Consider the following 23,615-nt stretch of genomic DNA (forward strand, 5'->3'; position numbering starts at 1 on the left):
AAATATTTTTGCCTTTACTCACTTTTTTACACGATTATTTTTGGTTTTCTTTAGTGTTCTCAAAGAGGATTTTTATGTGCGAAACGGAATAGTAATGATACTTGCAACTATCATTAGAAAAGATGGACTGTTTAAAAAACATTGCTGATTAATAGTCGTTTGGATATGATTGTCTAAAGAGGAGGGAAACATTCAATGGCTAATGATAATGAAGGCTTATTTGATAAGGAAAAACAAAATGGCCCAATAATGAAAATGGAGAGAAAAGATGGTGAACCTACTATAGCTTTTAAAGGAGCTTCCTTGGCAGCACTGTTAATAGGTATCTCTGCTTATCTCATAGGTTTGTTCAATGCAGCTATGGAACTGAATGAAAAAGGCTATTACTTTGCAATTTTAATATTTGGACTCTATGCATCTGTATCTCTACAAAAAGCAGTACGAGATAAAGAAGAGGGGATACCAGTTACAAATATTTACTATGGTATTAGCTGGGTTGCGCTAATTATATCTATTTTATTAATGGGCATCGGTTTATACAATGCAGGAAGTATTGTTTTAAGCGAAAAAGGGTTTTATGGTATGGCTTTTGTTCTTAGTATATTTGCAGCAATAACAGTTCAGAAAAATGTCAGAGATACGCAGAAAGCAAGAGAAGTAGATTGAGTACGGACCACCAAAAGTAGATGATAAAAAATTACTCCTTAACTTTTGCTGCTTGACGCTTAGCGGAAAGTGTAAGTTTTGGAAGAAACAGCGATCAAAACTTGCGCTTTTTATTATTCAGTATCCAGTTTTACAACTGAGTGATGGTTGGGCATTGCATGCTTGCTTTCTGTTTAGTTTTCGTTGTAAAACAACTGTGCAATGGTTATACTTGGAACCCAAGCTAACCGCGCACGGAAATTAACAGTAAAGTTTAGCTGAATAAAGTAATAAAGAGCTATCTCCAGCTGAGACAGCTCTTTTCGCATTCAAAAACCTAAAGCACTTCGAACATCTGCCGTATACGTCTGACTTACGGGAAGTTCAGTCCCGTCGTGGAGTAATACAAGGAGGTTAGATGAAAAATCTCGTATGATTCTATCAATAAATGAAACATTTACAATATAGGATCGATGAATACGTAAAAATGATTCGGGTAGTCGTTGTTGTAATTCTTTCAATGGAATATTCGTTTTGTAAGGTTCTTTATTCGCATAAAACCACGTTTTTTTCTGTAGGCTTTCCATATATGCAACTTTTTCGATTGGTATTGGTCGCCATTCTTCTTCTTGTTTACCGGTTAAAAAACGATAGGGGGCTTGTTGGACTACCGAATGTTTTGGAGGCAATATTACAACTAGCGCCCCAGTTTCTCCTAAAATATCGATTGGATAGGCGATACCATTATAAGGTACGTTAATAATCGCATCTTCCACTATCCCCTCTGTTCTACAACAGGTCTGCATAGCTATTTCCGCGATGCTTCCTTCCTTTACTTTCTGTCCTTTTTGAAGCTGTAAATCTTGACTCCCTGCAACATAATAAATGTACTCTCCCCTCACTGCGATAGCGATTGAAGCTCCTTTTGGGATCCAATCTTCCAATAATCCCGTATATTTCTTTAATTGCTCCTTCGATACTTCCATCCATTTCCCTCCAGTATAAAAATTCTTCGTTCATCCACCTTATTTACGTTTCATCCTCTTAAAAAGGTCGTTTATCTAAAAGTCTATGCAAAATTCTGAATATTGTTATATAGTAGATTACAAGAAAACAAACTGTTATGGAACAGTGAGAAAGTAATGTTTTTAACAGTTTAATAAATTAGATGAAGAGAGGATGTAAAATATGTTAACTAGACAAGAACAAATCGAACAATTACGTACGGAATGGGATCAAGAGAACCGCTGGAAAGGGATTGAACGCCCTTATTCACCAGAAGAAGTAATAAAGCTTCGCGGTTCCTTACAAATTGAACATACATTGGCTCGAAAAGGAGCAGAGCGTTTATGGAATTCCTTACACAAGGAAGAATTTGTTAATGCACTTGGGGCCTTAACAGGAAATCAGGCAGTTCAACAAGTAAAAGCGGGACTTCAAGCGATTTACTTAAGTGGTTGGCAAGTTGCAGCAGATGCAAACCTTTCTGGACAAATGTACCCTGACCAAAGTCTTTATCCGGCAAATAGTGTGCCAGCAGTCGTAAAACGTATTAACCAAGCACTACAACGTGCCGATCAAATCGATCAGGCAGAAGGTAGAGAAGATCATTTCGACTGGTTTGCACCAATTATTGCCGATGCAGAAGCTGGGTTTGGTGGACCGTTAAATGTATTCGAGCTAATGAAAGGCATGATTGAAGCTGGAGCTGCAGGTGTTCACTTAGAAGATCAGTTAGCATCTGAAAAGAAATGTGGTCATCTCGGTGGTAAAGTACTGCTACCTACACAAAATGCGATTCGTAATTTAATCGCCGCTCGTTTAGCAGCAGACGTATCTGGTGTACCAACTGTATTAATCGCACGCACAGATGCGGATGCGGCAGATATGGTCACAAGCGATATCGATCCACGAGATGCAGAATTTATCACAGGTGAAAGAACACCAGAAGGATTTTTCCGCACTAAACCAGGCATCGAACAAGCAATTGCACGAGGTTTAGCATATGCACCATATGCGGATCTTATCTGGTGTGAAACTTCACATCCAAGCTTAGACGAAGCAAAACAATTCGCCGATGCTATTCATGCAAAGTTTCCTGGGAAGTTGCTTGCATATAACTGCTCACCTTCATTCAACTGGAAAGCAAATTTAGATGATGAGACGATTGCAAAATACCAAGTGGAGTTAGGTAAAATGGGTTACAAATTCCAATTCGTAACACTTGCTGGATTCCATGCATTAAACCACAGTATGTTCGAACTAGCACATGACTATAAAACAAATGGAATGGCTGCTTACTCGAAGCTCCAACAAGCAGAATTTACGAATGAAGCAAAAGGTTACACGGCGACGAAACACCAACGTGAAGTAGGTACTGGATACTTCGATGAAATTTCACAAGTAATTTCTGGAGGAACTTCCTCTACTACAGCGATGCAAGGTTCTACAGAAGTAGCACAATTTATATAATCAATCATGGGGATGGGAGGTTATTAATAGATGGAACAAACCACTGCTAAAAACATAGAAATAGTTGGAAAAGAAACAGAAGCAAGTAGAGAAATTCTAACACCAGGTGCATTAGAATTCATAGCATCGATTCACCACTTGTTTAATGAAAGAAGAAAAGGACTTTTGGAAACTAGGGAAGAACGACAAAAACAGCTAGATAATGGAGGAACACTAGACTTCTTACAAGAAACAAAGACCATTCGAGAAGGAGACTGGACAATTGCTGCTCTTCCGGAAGATCTAAAAGACCGCCGAGTAGAAATTACAGGTCCTGTCAATCGTAAGATGGTTATTAATGCATTAAACTCCGGTGCCAAGACATTTATGGCTTGTTTCGAGGATGCGACATCTCCGACTTGGGATAATATGATTGAAGGTCAAGTGAATATGCGTGATGCTGTTCGAAAAACGATTTCTTTTAAACAAGACAATGGAAAAGAATACAACTTAAAAAAAGATACGGCTGTTCTAATGGTTCGCCCACGGGGTCTCCATTTGCTTGAGAAACATGTGCTAGTAGATGGGGAGCAGATTGCCGGGAGTTTCTTCGATTTCGGATTATATTTTTACCATAATGTAAAGGAATCACTAGCTCGTGGAACTGGTCCTTACTTTTACTTACCAAAGCTTGAGAGCCATCTAGAAGCGAGATTATGGAACGACATTTTCATCTTTGCAGAAAAGCAATTAGGTGTTCCGAATGGAACGATTAAAGCAACTGTCTTAATCGAAACAATAATGGCCGCTTTTGAAATGGATGAAATATTATATGAACTGAAAGACCATTCTGCTGGGCTGAACTGCGGGCGTTGGGATTATATTTTCAGTTACATTAAACGACTTCGCAATCAACCCAATGTGATTTTACCGGATCGTGGTCAAGTGACGATGACCTCGCCATTTATGCGAGCTTATACACAACTTTGTATTCAAACATGTCATCGTAGAAATGCCCCGGCAATCGGCGGAATGGCAGCACAAATTCCGATTAAAGGTGACGAAGCAGCGAATGAAGCAGCATTTGCAAAAGTGCGAGAAGACAAACGTAGAGAAGCCACTGACGGGCATGATGGAACATGGGTAGCACATCCGGGTCTAGTCGCTGTAGCATTAGGAGAATTTGATGAGCATATGCCTACGCCTAATCAGATTCATCGTAAACGAGAAGATGTGAAGGTGGCAGCTAAGAATTTATTGGAAGTACCGCAAGGCTCCATTACAGAAGATGGCCTGCGTTTAAATTGTAGTGTAGGGGTTCAATATATTGCATCATGGTTACGTGGAAACGGAGCAGCACCGATCAATAACTTAATGGAAGATGCCGCTACCGCTGAAATTTCGCGCACGCAAGTATGGCAGTGGATTCGCCATCCAGAAGGAAAACTAGAAGATGGTCGTAAGGTTACAGAAAGTTTAGTACGAGTAACATTACAAGAGGAATTAGATAAGCTGGAAAAAGCATTTGGCAGCAAAAACTATGCAAATGGTCGTTACGATGAAGCAGCTGAGCTATTCCTTTCCTTAATTAGTGAACAAGATTTTGTAGAATTTCTCACGTTGCCTGGTTATGAAAAATTATAGGAGGTGATTTGCATGAAAACAACTACTCAAGAGGTAAACACAAAACATTGTCGTGAATGTGGATGTGAAATTCATGAGAAAGTAGAGTCATCCCTTTACGAATGCGAACGTTGCATTGGCATGAACGAAGAATAATTCCACAGACGAAAGCCCTATCCTTCTTTTACGAGAGGGATGGGGCTTTTTATGTAAAAGCTATTTATTTGTTGTACAAATGGATTTAATGTTGCAGGTAATCTACTCTATATTGCGCATATGCCTATTAATGTTGCGCGAAATTTGAAACTGTTGATTTCCGCTAGAAAACCGTCATGCTATTAAAGGAGTAAGTTTTTATCACTTAAATCTTTTCAATTAGGATTTATCGAAAATCGTTGAAAAAGGCGACACTCCTGCAGGGATAGCGTTAGCCGAAGACCCCGCAGCGCAGTGAGGAGGCTAAGGCAACGCCCGCGGAAAGGGAGCCGTTTCAACGTTTTTCTTATTTATCGGTCGACATTATTAGTAAAGACAAATTCTATGTACTTTTCAGTAACCTAGCTTGCGACGAGGAGGCTAGGTTACTCGCTCGCGGAAAGCTTCGGAAACCAATGGAGCGGACAACAAGTGAAATAAAATGAATTTAGCAGTATTTTCTTGTTGTAAAAAGAACGTATGTTTCATATACTAAACAAAAGGAGGGAACGTTTGTGCGTATAGCGTTGGAGAAATACTTTAGCCGAGGACAGCATGTGGAATTAGTATACCTATCTAAATTGAGTGAAATCAGTAGGAGAAGAGTTAAAATACTGAAGGTACAAGACAACTCTTTTCAAGCGTATTGCTTTAAAAGGAAGGCAAAGCGAACATTTCTAATAACAAACGTATTGGCAATCGCTCCTGTCAGTCAAAAAGAAAGCAAGGTGATCTAGGTGGATAATTTGGATGAAACGATGGGGAGACTAGACTTATCAAAAGTACAGGATCGAGGAAGTAAAAAATGGGTTGCAATGATGTTGCCAGAACACGTCAAACTTCTCAGAGAATATATCGAAGATCAAAAGAAAGCTCCCCGTCCTGATCTGGATGAATGGGATTTAGATATCATTCAAGAAAATATTCAACTAGCGATGAAACGAAATGTAGAAGTTGAAATAAAAACATGGAGAAACGGAGCATACTATAGTCATTTAGGAAAGGTAACTTGGGTGGATATAAATAGAAGGAAAATTGAAATGGAAGACATTCTTACATCATTCGCCTTGCAACTAGATGAAATTGTGGATGTAACTATACTATTATGAACGAAAAGACGTAAAACAAACCACCAACCAATAATGGCAGGTGGTTTTATCTTTATTCAGCATTTCTTTTTTGCGACGAGCTTGCGCAGGAGCAGAAGACACCCACCTTAATAGGTGGCGAGATGAATGCAGTTTTGTTTTCTGTTCAGCGGATGTCTAAACGCCTGCTGAACAAAGATAAAGCCTCTGGCGGATGTCACAGATTTTGAAAGGAGTTAATCGAGCAAGCTCGATTCAAAATCTGGACGCAATTACGCCTAGGCGTAATTGAGGAAAGTTTCCGGATCTAAGCTTTTACAGGACTAAATTCATGAACCCATACAGTCATATGGGGTAACCATGGCATACCAGGATGATAAGACAGGATTGATTGTTTATAGTCTTCTACCGATTCAAAACCTTCTTGCTGTGCATGTGCATCGGTTAAATCACCGAGCGCTTGACTATATACATCGTTAATAACAAAAGACTGACCGCTAAGTTCCATCACTTCACCTACATCTGCATAACGTCCGTTACGTCGAGTGGCGGTTTTCTTCCCTTGTAATACTAGTTCTATATCGGATTCTTTGGTGATTAATCGTTCAATTGAACATGTTTTTGGAGGTAAATTTGTTTTTTCATCATTTGTCATGTGAAGCCCACCTTGTTGAAATATTTGCTTTGCTATTTATACGTAAGTGTATACGTTAGAAGCATTTCAGACTATGGTTATAAAAGAGTATTTTTTAGTTAGGTGAATTAGTATAGACTCGATCTCGTGTAAATGGCTCCGACACTACTAGATGAGCGAGTGTAACGGGAGACTTTCCTTCCTTTTCAAAATATATTTCCTCTACCTCGGGAAAGTTATCGAAATAGGAATGTACAATCGTTCCGATGAACATCATCTCCCCGGCACTTCCTTGTACATTATTTAATCCACTGTCCATATTCAATATTAGTTTTGTGTTATTATTCTCAAAACGATAATCAATTAATCCAACTTCAAGCACCATTATTTTTTCAAAAATCTGATGGACTACATCACCTGAAGGATCAATTGTAATTTCATATGGTTCAACATACTCAGCATTTGCATCTCCTTGATAGACGGTAATTGTATCCGTTGATACAGTGCTTTCCGGTTGTTCTTTTCCTGGCCACTTATAAGCAACCTGTTCTTTTTGTTCACTTAATTCATCAGAAGTAGACCACGCTATAAGCGTATAAGAACCAGCGGGTACTTCTGCTAACTCTGTTAGTAACTCAAGTCGAATGACAATTTCTTCATTTGGCTTTAGTACTTTTTCTTGAAGCATTAAGATAAACGTTTTATCAGCTGAATACGTATAAACAATATTATTTTCATTGTCTAAAAGTTGATATTCAATTTCCTGTCCACTTGGATATGTTAATGTCGTATCAACTTCTGTTTCATTTTTAATCGTAAAGGAAGCATTACCATCCTCATTTACTTTCAATTTAGTCAAAATAGTTTTCTGTTCCTCCGGTTGCGGGTCTCCGCCTGTAGTCGAATCTGCATTACTTGTTCCACAGCTCGCTAGGAGCAAAATAATGAAAATCGATAATATGCCCCAAATAAGTTTTTTCATGGAATCACTCCTTTATAGGATTAGACTGTTCACCTCGTAGAAAGTTACATTCTAATCATTTTCAATTTTCTTAAGAAATTCTTCATAATTATCCTTCTGAAATGTTAAGAAATGAACGGTACAATAAGAAACATAAGAAAGAAGCGATAGGAGGTAAGCAAATGACACAGTTTACAGTATTAGTGACCGATGATGATCAGGATATTCGAGACGGCATCGAAATTTATCTGAAAAATGAAGGCTACAATGTATTGAAAGCAGCTGATGGATTAGAAGCATTGCAGTTAATAGAAGAAAATGAAGTGCACGTCATTGTGTTAGACATTATGATGCCGAAAATGGACGGGATTGCAGCAACATTTAAAATAAGAGAACAAAAAAACCTCCCGATTATTATGCTCAGTGCTAAAGCAGAGGATTCGGATAAAATCCATGGATTATCCGTTGGAGCAGATGATTATGTAACGAAGCCATTCCATCCAATGGAACTTGTAGCACGCGTGAAGTCGCAGCTAAGACGCTATACAAAGCTAGGTACGTATCAAGGGCAGAAAGCAACGATTGAAGTCGATGGACTGGTGCTAAACAAAGAAGCAAAAGAACTCACGGTCGAAGGGGAACCGGTGAAACTAACACCAATTGAGTTCAAAATAACAGAACTATTAATGGTAAACGCAGGACGAGTTTTTTCCATCAATGAAATATACGAACGTGTTTGGCATGAGCCTGCCTATAATGCCGAGAATATTGTGGCGGTACATATTCGAAAAATACGAGAAAAAATAGAAGCAGATCCGAAAAATCCAAGATATGTGAAGGTGGTGTGGGGAGTTGGCTATAAAATCGACAAGTAAATGGAGTTTACTATTGTCTATTTTAGCAATTGCGTGCGGCATCATTTGTTTCACCTACTGTCTAGCTAACTGGATGCCACTAATAGAAATTAAAGAAAGTTTTGTTCAAATTATACGAAATATGAAAGGGGGCGTTGCAGGATGAAGCATGCAATAGGAAGAAATATTTTACTTAGCGTGTTGGCGGTAATCACTGTATTAGCGCTGTTTATACTAATAGAACAAGGTCGAAACTTTATCGGTACAAGCTATTTCGATAGTGATGATTTTGGGCGGCAGCTATCCGAATTTGAGGACTCTATTGTCCCACTAGTGTTAGCACCACCAGATAAAGAAGAAGTGAAGAAAAAAATTACAGTAACGCCAGAGGAAATAGAGGAATACCGCTATCGATACGGGGACCTGCAAAGCCAATTAGATTCGATAAGACATCAATACCAAAGTGACACAGGAGAAGTGACAACAGAAACAGCGACAGACGCAGTACAAGAAGGGGCATCTGAAGAGGTAACCACATCAGTGCAAACACCGGACGAGACTTTACTTGCAGAACGTGATAAAAAGTTAGCGGATATCACGAAAAACTTCGAAGATGATAGTTACGTAGAAAACAAGGTTCGAGCGGAAAAAGAAGCGCAAGTAGATGCTTATTACAAATCGATCGAACGTGCAAAAAATGATTTATTAAATCAAAAAGAAGACTTTGTATATGACTTAAAGAATGTCGAAACAGGTGAGCACTTTACGAACGGGGAAATAAGATCGAAAAACGCCTATAAAAAAGAATATTCGAGTAAATATGGCTACTTAAAAGCGCGCATTGTCTATCAACAAGTGGATGATAGCTGGATAGTCAGTGATATAATGGGGAATCCATTTGCACGTTTTGAAGGGACAATTGCTATTCCGGAATCAAGTATTTTAAGTGGACATAGAGCTTATGAATATCAATACTTTTTAACAAACCAACGAGTATTTTATGGAGTACTTATAGCAGGAATTTTAGCGGCAGTTGCATTTACTTTATTGTGGAGAAAAAATAGCGAAACGTTTCGACATAAAATTTGGGAAGAAAAGTATCGCAAGTTGCCGATTGATGTAAAATTAGCATTTTTCCTTATGAGTATTTTAGTAGTAATTATTACTACTGTGGTTTTGGAGGATTTCGTAATATACCATGACTATGACATGCAAATATTTACATTTGTTTTTGCAGTAATTTTTATGGCATTCACGCTGTATCAGTGGAAGTGGATGCGCGCTGGTCTTGGTACAATCGATTGGAAGGGTAGTCTTACTTATAGCTGGGTGAAATCATTAGAAGGATTTTTCTTGAAGCAATCTATCGGGCTTCAAACGTTGATTATGTTAATCGTCGTGTTCTTCTGGGGTGTTGGAACCCTACTTGTACTTATGATACCAGTGGTAATAATCGTTTGGATACCAGCGACTTTATTGATCGGAATTCCAGTACTCGTTGTTTTAATGTCTAGAACAGCATACTTAAACCGCATTTTCGTGAAAACGGAGGAGATGGCAAAAGGCATAACTGGAAATGAAATTGAAGTAAAAGGAAAATCCGCAATTGCAGAGCATGCCAACGGGTTGAATGAAATACGCAACCTAATAAAGTCTTCTCATTCTGAGCAAGCAAAAAGTGAACGATTAAAAACGGAGCTTATCACAAATGTAAGTCATGATCTTCGCACCCCGTTAACATCGATCATTACGTATACGGACTTATTAAAAAATCCCAATATTACAGATGAAGAGCGAGCATCCTATATTGCGATTTTGGATAAAAAATCAATGCGTTTGAAAACATTGATTGAGGACTTGTTTGAAGTGTCGAAAATGGCATCGGGTAATATCGAGTTAGATAAACGGAAGGTCGATTTAACGCAATTATTGCAACAAGCAATTGCCGAACACCAAGAAGATATCGATAAATCAGGGTTAGATTACCGTGTAGCGATTGGAACAAAACCAATTATGTCCTACGTTGACGGACAAAAATGGTGGCGAGTGCTTGATAATTTAATCATTAACACGTTGAAATATGCGCTCCCAAATACAAGGGTGTATATCAATTTGGATCAAGTGGCCGGAGAAGCTGTTTTCGTTATCAAAAATATTGCAAAGTATGAATTAGGCAATGACGTCAATGAATTAACCGAGCGATTCAAACGAGCAGACACATCGCGCCATACAGATGGATCTGGACTTGGCCTTGCCATTGCGCAATCAATCGTAGATTTACACGGCGGCAGTTTACGAATGGAAGTAGATGGAGACTTATTTAAAGTAACTGTAAAAATAGGAATAATATAATAAGGGCGGGGAATCTAATATTGGATTTCTCGCTTTTTTATGGGATGTGATGAGTAGTTGGAAAAATTGGTCTTCTGTAAAGAAAGTAGAGACAAATTAATTCGGGGCAGTTCAGTTGAATACGTGAGAAAATATTCTCAAAGGTTTGATAGATGTAGAATTTCAAGAAAAAAAGCATACGTTACCAAGGAGACAAATAAGAAGAAAGTCGAATTCTTCCGAGATCCAAAAGAAATTGAGATAGATTATTTGTTTATTCAGGTTCATGTAGAGCCAGATTAATTAATATATAATGAAAGCATTACATAAGATTTCCTCGACCCCTCTCTTTCAAAACAGAAACTAAAAAAAGGATTCCTTGAACGGCGTGAACCGTCATGGTATCCTCTTGTTCTTATTTATCTAGGAAAACCGGGAAACATTTGGCTTCCGTATCCGGGAAACATTTGGCTTCCGTATCCGGGAAACATTTGGCTTCCGTATCCGGGAAACATTTGGCCTCCGTATCCGGGAAACATTTGGCCTCCGTATCCGGGCAACATTTGGCCTCCGTATCCAGGAAACATTTGGCTTCCGTATCCGGGAAACATTTGGTTTCCGTATTCGGGCAACATTTGGTTTGCATAACCGTCTTCATAACCGTCTCCAAAACGCGATCTAATAACGGGAACCATTGAGTGTCGATGCATTGGACTTTTTACCTCCCATCTTAGGATATAGTATAGGCTATGTTTAATTAATGAAGAGGCTTAGACTAAGACCCATATTTGGTTAAGGTATAGATACGAAAAAGGTCTGTATTTTAAAAATGAAACACTTTTATAAACTAGAGCGATTCAAACAAGCAGACAAATCAAGCCATACAGATGGATCTGGACTAGGCCTTGCCATTACTCAATCGATTGTCTACGCGGAGGCGGATTGCGAGTGGGGAATCTAATTAAGGATGTCCCGTTTTTTTAAAGGTGTGTGTGATGAGAAGGGGAAAAAATGATAGTTTAGTTGGAAAACCATCACTCTCTATTTTGATACGATTAGTAAAAGGGGATTTACGAAATGAAGATTTATATAGTAGGATCGGTAGGTAGTGGTAAAACAACGCTAGCTCGTATAGTATCAGCAAAGCTTCAAGTGCCACATTTTCAAACAGATAATTTCGTATGGACAAGGCATCTGACGGGTGACATTCGAAATGAAATAGAAGTGCGTGATCAGCTGTTGCAGGATGCCATTATATTGGATCATTGGATTATTGAAGGAGTTCATATAGATTGGACAGATACGGGGTTGCAAGAAGCTGATCAAATTATCTTTTTAGATTTCCCTTCGCAAAAGCGGGTACAGCGAATTGTAAAAAGATATATCCGCCAGTTGTTGCGGATTGAGAAAGCAAATTATAAACCGACATTCTCTATGTTTCGTCAAATGTTCAAATGGAATAGATACTTCGAAGAGCAGATGAAGCCAAAGTTTATCATGAAATTTAGTGCTTTTGAGCATAAAGTACATCGATTTCAAACAGATGAAGAGGTAGAAGATTGGTTTCTAAAAAAAAAAGATAACCTAAAATCCGTTATAGGCTATCATCTTCTTCTCTTCTCTTCTCTTCTCTTCTCTTCATTTCATCTATTTCATCTACTAAACGATCCAGTTTTTGGTGTATTTGTTTAAACTGTAGCTGCTGTTTCTTAATTGATCGCTTTTCAATCTCGTCTCTTCGAAGTGTTTCAGATAACTCAATTCCCTCACCTATGGTATCTACGATAAAGCCAATCGTAATAATGGCAGCTCCAATTAAACCCACGGTCGCACCTACACGGGGCGGTAACTGGCTACTTGGATCTTTAGGCATCATGTACACAAACATCCTTTACTCCGTCTTTTTATTAGCATATGATGAACAGCGCTTATCGGTTATTTTTTCGGTGTAACAAGCTTATGTTCAAACGCATAAATAACAGCTTGCGTCCGGTCACTTACTTCCAGTTTCGATAAAATATTGCTGACATGCGTTTTAGCTGTTTTTAATGCGATAAAAAGGGTGTTCGCAATGTCTTGATTTGTTTTTCCTTCTGCCATCAGCAGCAATACTTCGCGTTCCCGATCCGTTAAATCCTCATGGAGTGCATGTTCAGAACCTTGGCGCATCCGCTTCATCATTTTATTCGTTACTTCGGGTTCTAAAACAGCATCGCCACTTAATGTTTTTCGAATAGAATCCGCTATATGAGAAGCTTTGGACGTTTTCAACAAATAACTGATTGCGCCAGCTTCAAGTGCGGGATATACTTTATCGTCATCGATAAAGCTTGTGACAATCATTACTTTTGCTTCTGGCCACTTTTGCACGATTTCACGTGTCGCTTCTGCACCATTCATAATAGGCATGACCATATCCATTAAAATAATATCTGGTTTATGCTGTAGTGCCATTTCTACCGCTTCTTTACCGTTTACTGCTTCTGCGACAACTTCCATATCAGGCTGTGCTTGTAAATAAGCAGATACGCCAATTCGAACCATTTCATGATCATCCGCTAATAATATTCGAATCATTATCTATCTCCTCTTTTCTAGTATCCGAATGCCAAGCTTGAGGTGGTTGAGGAGCTTCCTCCTCGGGAATTGCTATCTGCTTGTCAAGGCTAAGCGAGCTCCCTTCGCTTATCTTTTCTATTGGTAGTTTCACTTCGACAATCGTACCTTGTGAAGGGACTGAAACTACTTTGCAAGTCGCTCCGATTTCTACTGCTCGTTCTTTTACGTTCTGAAGTCCATACGAACCGTTTTTACCTTCAGATAATTCAAAGCCAACACCATTATCCTGCACGCGGAAAATAGCGAGGTTGTCTCGTTCAACGAATAGAATATCGACTTCTGTTGCATTTGCATGTCGCAATGTGTTGGAAAGTGTTTCTTGAGCAATGCGGAATAAATGATCCTCCGCTCCTTTAGGCAATGGAACTTCTTCTAGTCGATAACGTATCGTGAAAAATACTTTTTGCTGCAACTCAACTAGTAATTCTTCTAATCCTTCTTTCAATGTTTTATCATGCAAAGCCGCTGGACGAAGGTGGAGAAGTAATGCCCGCATTTCCAGCTGGGCTTGTTGTACTATTTTTTCGGTTTGCATTAATGTTTTGGAAGCTTTTCCGTGCTGTGATTCCTCAATTTCCACCATTGCAGAAAGAAGCATCGATGCAGCAAATAATTGCTGTGAAACCGAATCATGTAATTCTCTTGCTAGTCTTTGTCTTTCTTGCACGATTCGTTCTTGAATAAGCTTATCTTGTGCTTCTGCTTTTTCATTTGTAATTCGTTTTAATGTTTTTCGCTGCGTCAAAATGAGTTGTTCTATTTGATTTGCTGTAACCTGTAGGCGCTTGGAATGCACATATTTTTTCTTGCTCGGTACATAAGATTCTGCCGCTAACAACGGTCGTAAGCTTGTTTCAATCTTTTTTTCTTGGTCCCGTACCTTTTGAAGTGTGTTCAGTGAAAAACTAAAACTCATAAATGCTAAAACAACAATAATCCAAACTCCAAAAGGTACTTGCGCATACGTGTTTTCTAGTAATGACCACCACATTAGATCGTTTGGCCAACCCCAAACGGCATATAAAAGCAGCGTTGCAAGTGCCAATAATATTATAAAAATAGAAAATCCTTGCCCTAGAAATATCTTCATTTGCGAATCACCTCGATATCCCCAATCCATGTAGATACAGTGATTACTAACTCCGAAGCATATGTCACATCATCCAAATAACCATCCTTTAATACGATAGATTGGTTCCATAATCGTTGAGCACCACGGCCGAAAATATTCGCTTCCCCAATAATGGTTGCATAGTGGAGTCGCACAGGGATTTCATACGGAACATAAATGACTACTTTTCCGAGCGTTTGACGAATAGAAATAAAAGAAGTGCCTTTCGGTAAAACTGTTTCCGTCACATCAATCATATGCTCTCCGTAAAAACCTTGTACATGGACATCTTGCCATTCATACGCTTGAAAAGGAGTCGTCTGTGCTGAAAATAACTTATTTTGAATAATACTATTTGGTGTTTCAACATATACGTTACCAAATGGACGGACTACATTACGTATCGGCTCATTCTTCCAAAGTTTATAAAGGATATACAACATAATGGCCATCAGGAAAAGTCGCAAACTCCACATGGAAAAAATGGCTATAAGAAGAAAGATAACCCCAGTCCAAAATAAAAAACGACGTTGTTTACGTAGGCTAAAATAGATCATCCCAATACCAAGAAGGGCTAATATAATACTACCGTTTCCAAAAACTGTAGCCTCAATGAACATAAGAAAAACAAAACAGATAATAATAAAGGCAAGCTTGTTCGTTTGATTTTCCTTCATACAGTTTCCCTCCTTTTTACAAACAATAAGATACAGATTTAAACCTTTAAATACATATCTTATTGTTCGTTAAGATATAAAGAGAGGAGAAGATTACTTCCCCTCTATTCATTATCTATAGTTTACACAATTTCTTGCTTAGTTTGTGCGTTTTTTTCTAACATTACTAAACGTTGTTCCATAGAAGTAACTTCATGTTCTTTTTCAATCTTTTGTCCTAAGCGTTCGATATAATGTTCCATTTCTTGGAATGTGCCGAAGTTTTTTTCTTTTTGTTCCGGTTGCAGCACACGATCCATTTGGTGATGTGCACGTGTTACATTTTCTTTGCCCATTAATTGTAATTGACGAACTTTCATGTCTTTTATTTTGTGCTTCATCTCTTCGTATTTACGTTCTAACCCGAAAAGTTCTTCTGTAGTTTCTAAGATACTGTTTTGTAAGACAGCTGTTCTTTCGCTATAAGCATCTACTTCAGCTTGTGCAAAAGCGACTAAATCTTCCTCACCGCTTGCAGTGGCAAGCTCTACTTGACGTGTACGTTTTTCTACCATTTCCGTCGTTTCTGCAAGTTCTTTTTCAAGCTCTTGTTTTAATTGTCCTTGTCGTTCTAACCATTTACCAGTTTGCTCTGTTTGTTTTTCTGCTTCACGGATGTATTGGTTCAGCATCGCAATCGGGTTTTGTTCTTCTTTTTTATCAAATAGTTTGTGTAAATCTGCCTCTACTGAATATTTTAATCGATTCCATAATGATGTCATGTTTGTTTCCTCCTTATTTTGAAAGTTCGTTCCATTGTTTTTCGAAATTTACAAATGGGTCATCTGATTTTACTGCTGATTTGGAAAAGCTTACAGGTTCGTTATTCCATTTTTTAACCACGTACCAGACACCTACGATTGCCAAAATTCCGAAGAAACCAGGTACGTTTACTACTGCAGAGATTAACCCTAAAATACTAACGCTTGCCCAAAAGATTTTTAAAAAAGTAGATTCACTTTTTAAATAGAAGTGTATCCCTGCAAATACGATTAACGCTGATACACCTAATCCTAATAGGGAACCTAAGTTAGCAAGAACTACGATTCCTGCAATAATACCAAGTACTAATAAACCAAATTTTTTCATGTGAGTGTTCCTCCTCTCGTTTGTAGTTATAGCTTATCAATTTCATGAACTTATCCAAACGGGCTTAGAAATGATTTTCATATCGGTCTAGAGGCCTAGAGATACTAGGTAGAACAATCGCGCCTCGTCGCAATTCAAAAATTGTGACATCCGCCTAAGGCTTTAACTTGCTTCTGCGAAAGCAAGTTAAAATCTGCTATACTAATGGAAAATACATAAAATGGAGAGCGGAAATGAAGAAAGTGGGCGCTATTGTACTAGCAATTGTTGTTTATACCGCCATTGTGTTTTATTTTGGTTGGTGTGTTTTTAAGTGGTTAGAAGTATTCCTACCAGTGAATAGGCTGGTTTTCATTATTATATGGGCACTCATTGGATATGCCTTATTAATTGCGAGAATTGATCATCGATTACGGTTGTTTCATATAATAGGTTCTTATTGGATGATTATTATGCAGTATGGAATAATCCTTTTTCCATTAGCAACGATTGCAACGTGGATTATGCCAGATCAACTCATAGTCATTGGTTCGATTGTTTTCTTTTTATTTGTATTAAGTATTGTTATTGGGACGTATAATGCATATACGCCCGTCGTTCGTGAGCTTTCAATTACGTTGCCAAAAAAGGATGCAGAGTTGACCGCATTAAAAGTGGTAGTTGCTTCTGATTTCCATATTGGTTTATTATCCAATAAGGCGCATTTAAAACGTTTTGTGAAAAAGTCGAACGAAGAGCGTCCAGATGTAGTATTATTAGTTGGCGATTTAGTCGATGATGATCCGATCTGGTTTGTGAAAAAAGGAATGTCTGAAGTGATGAAACAACTCACTTCTACGTATGGTAATTATGGAGTCCTTGGAAACCATGAGTACTATGGAAAGCAAATCCCCCTTTTGGTAGAAGAAATGGAAGCATCTAATGTAAAAATGTTACTAGATGAAACTATTGTAGTGGCGGATTCGTTCTATTTAACTGGTAGAGAAGATTTGACGAATAAAGAAAGAAAGCAACTTTCGGATTTAGCCCCGCAGCAACACAATCTTCCGTGGTTTGTGATGGATCACACACCTTCGAATTTATCAATCCCAGAAAAAGAAGGCACTGATTTTCACGTATCTGGACATACACATCGTGGGCAAATGTGGCCGAACCATCTTTTTACTCGGAAATTATTTGAATTAGATTATGGGTATAAACAAAAAGGAAGCTTGCATGCTATAGTATCGTCCGGGTTTGGTTTTTGGGGTCCACCTATTCGGTTAGGGAGCCAATCGGAGCTATGGACAGTAGACATTAAGTTAGAGGATGTGGAAATATAATGGAAGCATGGATCGCAGATTGGATGAATCAGTTTGGTTATCTTGGTGTATTTTTACTAATATTAATTGAAAATATTTTCCCGCCAATTCCTTCAGAAGTCATTTTGACGCTTGGAGGATTTATGACGACAACAACAATGATGACTAAGTTTGGGATAATTGCCGCATCAACGGCTGGTTCGGTTGTTGGAGCAGCTATTTTATATTGGATCGGTACGCTGTTAGATGTAGAGCGTTTAGAGAAAATAGTTCAGAAGTATGGGAAGTTCTTGCGTTTGACGATTAAAGATATTCATAAAGCGGACGCATGGTTTGACAAATACGGCGTTTGGGCAGTGTTTTTCGGAAGACTTGTTCCACTTGTTAGAAGTTTAATATCGATTCCAGCTGGTATGTCGAAAATGAAGTTTGGTTTATTTCTATTATTTACAACGCTAGGAACACTCATTTGGAATACGGTTTTAGTTTCGGTTGGAGCAGCAGTAGGAGAAAATTGGGATAAAATCGTAGGATATATGGATATTTACTCTAATATCGTATATGTTATTTTAGCAATTGTAGGTATTGCATTTCTTGTATGGTATTTTAAAAAACGTGACTAAGGGATGATCTTATGGAACTATTAGAGTTATTAAAAGCATTAATATTAGGTTTTGTTGAAGGTATGACGGAGTTTGCACCTGTTTCATCCACAGGGCATATGATCATTGTCGATGATATGTGGTTGAAAACAGAGCTATTTTTAGGAGAGTATTCTGCAAATACATTTAAAATTGTTGTACAATTGGGATCAATTTTAGCTGTAGTTATTGTCATGTGGAAGCGGTTATTTAGTTTAGTAGGATTATATAAAATGGATAGTGAACAATCGAGCAAACAGTTTAATTTGCTACATGTAATTGTTGGAATGCTTCCTGCTGTTATTTTAGGATTTGCGTTAAAGGACTTTATTGATGATAATTTATTTGGTGTAAAAACAGTTATATACAGCCTTGTAGCTGGATCTATTTTAATGATTATTGCGGATAAGTTTGGACCCAAAAAACCGAAAATTGTTAGTTTGGATCAGATTACATATGCACAAGCCTTTAAAGTGGGATTAGTTCAATGTCTATCATTATGGCCAGGATTCTCCCGTTCAGGTGCTACCATTTCTGGTGGTGTATTATTCGGGTTGAGCCATAAAACAGCGGCAGATTTTACGTTCATTATGGCAGTGCCAATTATGGCTGGAGCAAGCCTAGTGTCAGTTCTGAAAAACTGGGAACAGATTAATATGAATGATTTAGGATTTTATGCAGTAGGTTTTATCAGTGCATTTGTATTCGCACTTATTTCAATCAAATTCTTCTTAAAACTTATTTCACGCATCAAATTAATGCCATTTGCGATTTACCGTTTGGTGTTAGCGGCAGTGCTAGCTATAATCGTATTTATGTAATAAGAGAGGGCAGACATTTTAGGGTGTCTGCCTTTTGCGTTGCTTATTATTTCGGTCAAATAACTATTGAAATGATTCTTTGGATGCAATTATTTCTTTCCCCTGTACAAGCCTAAACACAATATGTTAGATTAAATGAGTGAAGTAAACACAATATATAGTATGTTAACGATGATTAGGTACCTTTATGGTTTAATAGGGAATTCGGTGAAATACCGAAGCTGTCCCCGCAACTGTAAGTGTAGACAACTGTCTAAGAGCCACTGTGAAAATTCATGGGAAGGCAGACAGAAGGATGAACACGAGCCAGTAGACCTGCCTTATTATCGTACGAAGCAACACTTTCTTCGGGGGTTGAGAGGTGGAGGCGAAGGACTCTTTCTTACTCATTTCCATGGAATAGTCTTATTGTTTCCTACTTTAAAATTTTGAGCGATGACTCAGCCGAAGATGGCTTGAGACATCGCTTTTTTGTGTTCCAAAGTTGTGAGTACCACATATATCAATACGAACCGAATAACTAAGGAGGAATTAATATGACAACGATATCAAACACTACAAAACAAGAGCTATTACAGCAACTAATAAATGAATTTGGAGAAGCAAATATTGCTCCATTAGTGAAAGTAAATGAAAAATGGATGGCGAAATATCCAGAGGGAACGACATCCGCATGGGCTAAATCGATGTCACTAGAAGCATTAAGCTTTTTAGATGAACAAGAAACGTACTGGACATTTGTCGCAGCGCGCATCCATTTGCAAGATGTTTATGAAAAAGTAGCAGTACAAAGAGGGACAACAACAGACGGGGTATATGAAAAGTTTGCAAGCAATGTGCAAAAGCTGATTTCAAAAGGGCTTTACGATCAACGAATTGCGGAATCCTATTCACCAGAAGAACTACAACAACTAACAGAAATAATCGTGCCAGAGCGTGATTATTTATTTACCTATATCGGATTGAAAACATTGCTAGATCGATATGTTGCAAGAGACTTTGATAAGACAATTGTCGAACTCCCACAAGAACGCTGGTTGATGATTGCAATGACGCTCATGAAAGACGAAAAAGATAATCGTCTTGCTAAAATTAAAGAATCTTACTGGGCAATGAGCAACCTATATATGACCGTTGCAACACCAACCCTTTCGAATGCAGGAAAGCCTCATGGGCAACTTTCAAGTTGTTTCATCGATACAGTTGATGACAGTTTACAAGGAATTTACGACAGTAATACAGATGTTGCGACCCTTTCAAAATTTGGTGGTGGAATTGGCGTATACATGGGGAAAGTTAGAAGTCGAGGGTCGTCGATTCGTGGATTTGTAGGAGCGTCAAGTGGTGTTCTACCTTGGATTAAACAATTAAATAATACAGCGGTAAGTGTGGACCAGCTTGGTCAACGTCAAGGGGCAATTGCAGTTTACTTAGATGTTTGGCATAAAGATATTTTTACCTTTTTAGATTTGCGACTAAATAACGGAGATGATCGTCTTCGTGCACATGATATTTTCACAGGTATTTGCTTACCAGATTTGTTCATGGAAAAAGTAGATGCGCGTGAGGAATGGCATTTATTTGACCCACATGAAGTACATCGGTTAAAAGGTTATTCATTAGAAGATTTTTACGACGAAAAACGTGGCAAAGGTTCATTTCGAGAAAAATACGAGGAATGCGTGAATGATTATCGCTTATCTCGTGAAACGGTCCCAGCAATCGACTTAATGAAACGAATTATGCGCTCTCAACTTGAAACAGGCGTGCCTTTTATGTTTTACCGGGATGAAGTGAATCGCAGCAATCCAAATAAGCACGCAGGGATGGTGTACAGCAGTAATTTATGTACAGAAATTTTCCAAAACCAAAGTGCTACTTCTTTCGAATCAATTCAATTAGAAGACGATATTATCGTAACTCGTCGTAAACCAGGGGATTTTGTTGTTTGTAACTTATCTTCTATTAATCTTGGACGAGCAGTTCCAGCGGATGTATTGGAACGCTTAATCAAAATCCAAGTGCGTATGCTCGACAATGTAATTGACTTGAATATGATTCCAGTTCCACAAGCAGAGCGCACGAATGCAAGATACCGTGGAATTGGGCTTGGAACGTTTGGATGGCATCATCTACTTGCTCTAAATAATATTCGCTGGGAATCCTTTGATGCAGTAGAGTTTGCAGATAAGTTATATGAGAGAATCGCTTTCTTAACAATTCAAGCATCTAGTGAGCTAGCGAAAGAAAAAGGGGCTTATCCTTTATTTGAAGGGTCAGATTGGCAAACAGGAGCTTATTTTGAAAATCGCTACTACGAGAGCGAACAGTGGAAGGGATTACGCCAAGAAGTAGCTACAAATGGTATTCGAAACGGCTATTTAATGGCAGTTGCACCGAACTCGTCAACATCTATTTTAGCTGGAAGCACGGCAAGTATTGACCCGATTTTCCAAAAATTCTATTCCGAAGAGAAGAAGGATTATAAAATACCAGTAACAGTGCCGGATTTGAATTCGGAGACAACATGGTTTTATAAATCAGCATATTTCATCGATCAACATTGGACATTAAAACAAAATGCCGCACGCCAACGTCATATCGACCAAGGTGTTTCACTAAATTTATACGTGCAAAACACGATTAAAGCAAAAGAGCTGCTAGATTTACATTTAGATGCTTGGAAAAGCGGACTCAAAACGACGTATTATGTACGCTCGACTTCCGTTGAATTAGTCGATTGCGACTCTTGTTCAAGCTAATGAAAGCAATTGTTTGCTATTTGAGCTATAGCGGAAACACAGAGGAAGTAGCGGAATTAATAAAGGACCAGCTTGTAGCAAGTGGATATGTTGTGGATATGTATATGGTAGGTTTCGGTGCTGTACCGGACCTATCCACATACGACAAGCTATTTTTCGGAACGTTCACATGGGATAAAGGCAGCACACCCGACGAAATGAAAGACTTTGCACGTGAAATTGGCTATAAACCAGACAATGTATACGTGTTTGGTTCTGGGGATACGCAATTCGGTGGAGATGAGTTATTTTGCGGGGCTGTTGATAAGTTAAGAAATTTTTATAACAGTACATACAAAGGCTTAAAAATAGAGCAATCTCCAAGAGGAAGCCAAGAAAAAATAGTAACTAAGTGGTTAGAAGGAGTTTTAGAACATGGAAAAAGCAAAAACATTAGAACCTAGAAATCCTAATAAATCGACAGGGATTTTTAATGGTAAATCAAGTGGTATATTAAATTGGAACGATATCGCTTATCCACACTGGTATAAAATATATAAGCGATTACTCGGAAACTACTGGCAAGCAGACGAAGTGAATATGTCGAGTGATGTAAAACAATTTCCAAATTTAACGAAGACGGAGCAAGATGCTTATTTAAAAGTGATCGGTTTACTAGCAACGCTTGATGCTCCGCAAACAAGAACAGCATTATTACTATCGTTATATGCAACAGATCCTTCTGTTCAATCGATTATGGCTGTAATTGCGCAGCAAGAGGCGGTTCATAACGAAAGTTACTCATATGTCTTATCATCCGTTGTATCGTTAGACGAGCAAAATAAATCATTTGAATTTGGAAGAACAGATGCTATTTTGTTGAAAAGAAATGAAAATATTATTAAATATTATAATGAATTTGTGGAAAACCCTACAACTGAAAATATAGTTAAAACATTAACATACACGACATTATTAGAAGGCTTATTTTTCTATTCTGGGTTTGCATTTTTCTATAACTTAGCTCGTTACAATAAAATGGTCGGTACATCAACGATGATCAGCTATATTAACCGCGATGAACTCGAACATGGACGCTTTATCTCCGAATTGTTTAGAGCTACATTATCCGAAAATCCAGAGCTTAATAATGATGAGCTAATCGGTTGGGTTTACGACCAATTCAAGGAATCCGTAGAGTTAGAAATCGAGTGGTCCAATTATGTATTGAAGGATATTGAAGGAATTGACCTAGATGATATGCAAGGCTATATCAAATACCGTGCAAATAAAATGCTGCGTCTCATCGGATTGAGTGAAATCTACCCGGAATATGTAGAAAATCCAATGAAATGGATTCGTGCATACGCAGACAATATAGATGGGACGAAAACAGATTTCTTTGAGCAAAAATCTCGTCAGTACGTAAAAGTGAATGCGATTGATAATGGATTTGATGATTTGTGATAAAGATAAGCGCTCTAGTAGTTATTTATGACTGATAGAGCGCTTATTTATGTCAAATCTTAATGGAAAGCTTAGAATCGGATAATGACTTTTCTCGTTAGAAAATAACTATATCCAAGAGGGTTATCCGATTATCCCAAAGCTGGATGTGCCTTTTTAGCTGGTGCAAACGGTTCTTCATAAAAATGCTTGGATTTTGAGAAGTAGAAAACCCAACAGAATTAAAGAAAAAAGGTGGAGTATGGTTATTTCTGTTTGATAATAACATCGCAAAAAAAGTCGAAAATTATTTATTTATTTTCGTTATAATTATATTAGTTCCAGATA

General features: G+C 38.1%; 25 protein-coding genes and 1 riboswitch. Of the genes, 15 read left to right on the forward strand and 10 right to left on the reverse strand.

The features are described 5' to 3' along the window. The first annotated feature begins 195 nt into the window (after positions 1-195). Positions 196-666 (forward strand): inner membrane protein YiaA, encoded by a 471-nt coding sequence (yiaA, locus tag BMZ04_RS12905; RefSeq protein ID WP_093271130.1) that lies wholly within the window; start codon positions 196-198, stop codon positions 664-666. 308 nt (positions 667-974) lie between these two features. Here the strand turns inward: yiaA and BMZ04_RS12910 are convergent, their stop codons facing one another. Then, entirely contained in the window at positions 975-1,631 is a 657-nt protein-coding gene (locus BMZ04_RS12910) for a LytR/AlgR family response regulator transcription factor (RefSeq protein ID WP_093271134.1), read from the reverse strand. 202 nt (positions 1,632-1,833) lie between these two features. On the opposite strand from BMZ04_RS12910, the gene aceA reads away from it, so the two are divergent. From aceA to BMZ04_RS12930, 4 genes are all read left to right on the forward strand, one after another. Next, complete coding sequence (gene aceA / locus BMZ04_RS12915; RefSeq protein WP_093271139.1) at positions 1,834-3,117, forward strand: isocitrate lyase; 1,284 nt, start codon at positions 1,834-1,836, stop codon at positions 3,115-3,117. A 30-nt stretch (positions 3,118-3,147) separates the two neighbouring features. Next, positions 3,148-4,740: a malate synthase A gene (aceB, locus tag BMZ04_RS12920; protein ID WP_093271143.1), complete on the forward strand. Its 1,593-nt coding sequence runs from the start codon at positions 3,148-3,150 to the stop codon at positions 4,738-4,740. Positions 4,741-4,752: 12 nt separating this feature from the next. After that, the gene (locus tag BMZ04_RS22595; protein ID WP_218145522.1) at positions 4,753-4,875 is read left to right on the forward strand and encodes a YhfH family protein; all 123 of its coding nucleotides are present in this window, start codon (positions 4,753-4,755) and stop codon (positions 4,873-4,875) included. A 776-nt stretch (positions 4,876-5,651) separates the two neighbouring features. Then, the gene (locus BMZ04_RS12930; protein WP_143128301.1) at positions 5,652-6,023 is read left to right on the forward strand and encodes a YolD-like family protein; all 372 of its coding nucleotides are present in this window, start codon (positions 5,652-5,654) and stop codon (positions 6,021-6,023) included. A 286-nt stretch (positions 6,024-6,309) separates the two neighbouring features. Here BMZ04_RS12930 and BMZ04_RS12935 read toward each other — a convergent pair whose 3' ends face one another. After that, positions 6,310-6,657, reverse strand: a complete 348-nt coding sequence (locus BMZ04_RS12935; RefSeq protein ID WP_093271157.1) for an ASCH domain-containing protein — start codon at positions 6,655-6,657, stop codon at positions 6,310-6,312. 94 nt (positions 6,658-6,751) lie between these two features. Then, complete coding sequence (locus tag BMZ04_RS12940; RefSeq protein WP_093271162.1) at positions 6,752-7,618, reverse strand: BsuPI-related putative proteinase inhibitor; 867 nt, start codon at positions 7,616-7,618, stop codon at positions 6,752-6,754. A 161-nt stretch (positions 7,619-7,779) separates the two neighbouring features. Between BMZ04_RS12940 and BMZ04_RS12945 the strand changes: the two genes are divergently transcribed. Together BMZ04_RS12945 and BMZ04_RS12950 are read left to right on the forward strand one after the other, a co-directional pair. Further along, positions 7,780-8,472: a response regulator transcription factor gene (locus tag BMZ04_RS12945; protein WP_093271166.1), complete on the forward strand. Its 693-nt coding sequence runs from the start codon at positions 7,780-7,782 to the stop codon at positions 8,470-8,472. 141 nt (positions 8,473-8,613) lie between these two features. Then, a complete protein-coding gene (locus tag BMZ04_RS12950; RefSeq protein ID WP_093271170.1) occupies positions 8,614-10,803 on the forward strand; it encodes an MFS domain-containing histidine kinase in 2,190 nt (729 codons plus the stop codon). Between the two features lie 398 nt (positions 10,804-11,201). Here the strand turns inward: BMZ04_RS12950 and BMZ04_RS12960 are convergent, their stop codons facing one another. Next, positions 11,202-11,492 (reverse strand): hypothetical protein, encoded by a 291-nt coding sequence (locus BMZ04_RS12960; protein WP_093271175.1) that lies wholly within the window; start codon positions 11,490-11,492, stop codon positions 11,202-11,204. Between the two features lie 119 nt (positions 11,493-11,611). Between BMZ04_RS12960 and BMZ04_RS22825 the strand changes: the two genes are divergently transcribed. Both BMZ04_RS22825 and BMZ04_RS12965 read left to right on the forward strand, forming a co-directional pair. Then, positions 11,612-11,743, forward strand: coding sequence for an ATP-binding protein (locus BMZ04_RS22825; protein ID WP_255367912.1), 132 nt, complete (start codon positions 11,612-11,614; stop codon positions 11,741-11,743). 116 nt (positions 11,744-11,859) lie between these two features. Next, positions 11,860-12,474 carry a P-loop NTPase family protein gene (locus tag BMZ04_RS12965; protein WP_093271178.1) on the forward strand — a complete coding sequence of 205 codons (615 nt, stop codon included), beginning with the start codon at positions 11,860-11,862 and terminating at the stop codon, positions 12,472-12,474. On the opposite strand, the gene BMZ04_RS22030 is transcribed toward BMZ04_RS12965, so the two are convergent. The 6 genes from BMZ04_RS22030 to BMZ04_RS12990 all read right to left on the reverse strand — a co-directional run bounded on the left by BMZ04_RS22030 (position 12,377) and on the right by BMZ04_RS12990 (position 16,317). Continuing rightward, entirely contained in the window at positions 12,377-12,658 is a 282-nt protein-coding gene (locus BMZ04_RS22030; RefSeq protein WP_143128302.1) for a hypothetical protein, read from the reverse strand. The two genes, BMZ04_RS12965 and BMZ04_RS22030, sit on opposite strands and share 98 nt — an antisense overlap. A 59-nt stretch (positions 12,659-12,717) precedes the next feature. After that, entirely contained in the window at positions 12,718-13,359 is a 642-nt protein-coding gene (locus tag BMZ04_RS12970; protein WP_093271181.1) for a response regulator transcription factor, read from the reverse strand. After that, positions 13,334-14,491 (reverse strand): sensor histidine kinase, encoded by a 1,158-nt coding sequence (locus BMZ04_RS12975; RefSeq protein WP_093271185.1) that lies wholly within the window; start codon positions 14,489-14,491, stop codon positions 13,334-13,336. The genes BMZ04_RS12970 and BMZ04_RS12975 overlap by 26 nt, the downstream gene beginning before the upstream one ends. Beyond that, positions 14,488-15,189 (reverse strand): cell wall-active antibiotics response protein LiaF, encoded by a 702-nt coding sequence (gene liaF / locus BMZ04_RS12980; protein WP_093271188.1) that lies wholly within the window; start codon positions 15,187-15,189, stop codon positions 14,488-14,490. The genes BMZ04_RS12975 and liaF overlap by 4 nt, the downstream gene beginning before the upstream one ends. Positions 15,190-15,311: 122 nt before the next feature. Further along, complete coding sequence (locus BMZ04_RS12985; protein ID WP_093271190.1) at positions 15,312-15,950, reverse strand: PspA/IM30 family protein; 639 nt, start codon at positions 15,948-15,950, stop codon at positions 15,312-15,314. 13 nt (positions 15,951-15,963) lie between these two features. Next, positions 15,964-16,317 (reverse strand): lmo0954 family membrane protein, encoded by a 354-nt coding sequence (locus BMZ04_RS12990; RefSeq protein WP_093271193.1) that lies wholly within the window; start codon positions 16,315-16,317, stop codon positions 15,964-15,966. A 233-nt stretch (positions 16,318-16,550) separates the two neighbouring features. Between BMZ04_RS12990 and BMZ04_RS12995 the strand changes: the two genes are divergently transcribed. The 6 genes from BMZ04_RS12995 (at position 16,551) to BMZ04_RS13020 (ending at position 23,288) form a co-directional block, all read left to right on the forward strand. Beyond that, entirely contained in the window at positions 16,551-17,639 is a 1,089-nt protein-coding gene (locus tag BMZ04_RS12995) for a metallophosphoesterase (protein ID WP_093271195.1), read from the forward strand. Then, positions 17,639-18,241 carry a DedA family protein gene (locus BMZ04_RS13000; protein WP_093271198.1) on the forward strand — a complete coding sequence of 201 codons (603 nt, stop codon included), beginning with the start codon at positions 17,639-17,641 and terminating at the stop codon, positions 18,239-18,241. Before BMZ04_RS12995 ends, BMZ04_RS13000 begins: the two co-directional genes overlap by 1 nt. Positions 18,242-18,252: 11 nt before the next feature. Continuing rightward, on the forward strand, positions 18,253-19,080 hold the full coding sequence (locus BMZ04_RS13005; protein ID WP_093271201.1) for an undecaprenyl-diphosphate phosphatase: 828 nt from the start codon (positions 18,253-18,255) through the stop codon (positions 19,078-19,080). 160 nt (positions 19,081-19,240) lie between these two features. Beyond that, positions 19,241-19,418: riboswitch (cobalamin riboswitch) on the forward strand. 198 nt (positions 19,419-19,616) lie between these two features. Further along, positions 19,617-21,842 (forward strand): ribonucleoside-diphosphate reductase subunit alpha, encoded by a 2,226-nt coding sequence (locus BMZ04_RS13010; RefSeq protein WP_093271204.1) that lies wholly within the window; start codon positions 19,617-19,619, stop codon positions 21,840-21,842. Beyond that, entirely contained in the window at positions 21,842-22,285 is a 444-nt protein-coding gene (locus BMZ04_RS13015) for a flavodoxin (protein ID WP_177184435.1), read from the forward strand. The genes BMZ04_RS13010 and BMZ04_RS13015 overlap by 1 nt, the downstream gene beginning before the upstream one ends. After that, positions 22,257-23,288 carry a ribonucleotide-diphosphate reductase subunit beta gene (locus BMZ04_RS13020; RefSeq protein WP_093271209.1) on the forward strand — a complete coding sequence of 344 codons (1,032 nt, stop codon included), beginning with the start codon at positions 22,257-22,259 and terminating at the stop codon, positions 23,286-23,288. The genes BMZ04_RS13015 and BMZ04_RS13020 overlap by 29 nt, the downstream gene beginning before the upstream one ends. Positions 23,289-23,615: the final 327 nt, after the last annotated feature.

The sequence above is a fragment of the Psychrobacillus sp. OK032 genome (genome assembly GCF_900111345.1).
In the GTDB taxonomy this organism is placed as follows: domain Bacteria; phylum Bacillota; class Bacilli; order Bacillales_A; family Planococcaceae; genus Psychrobacillus.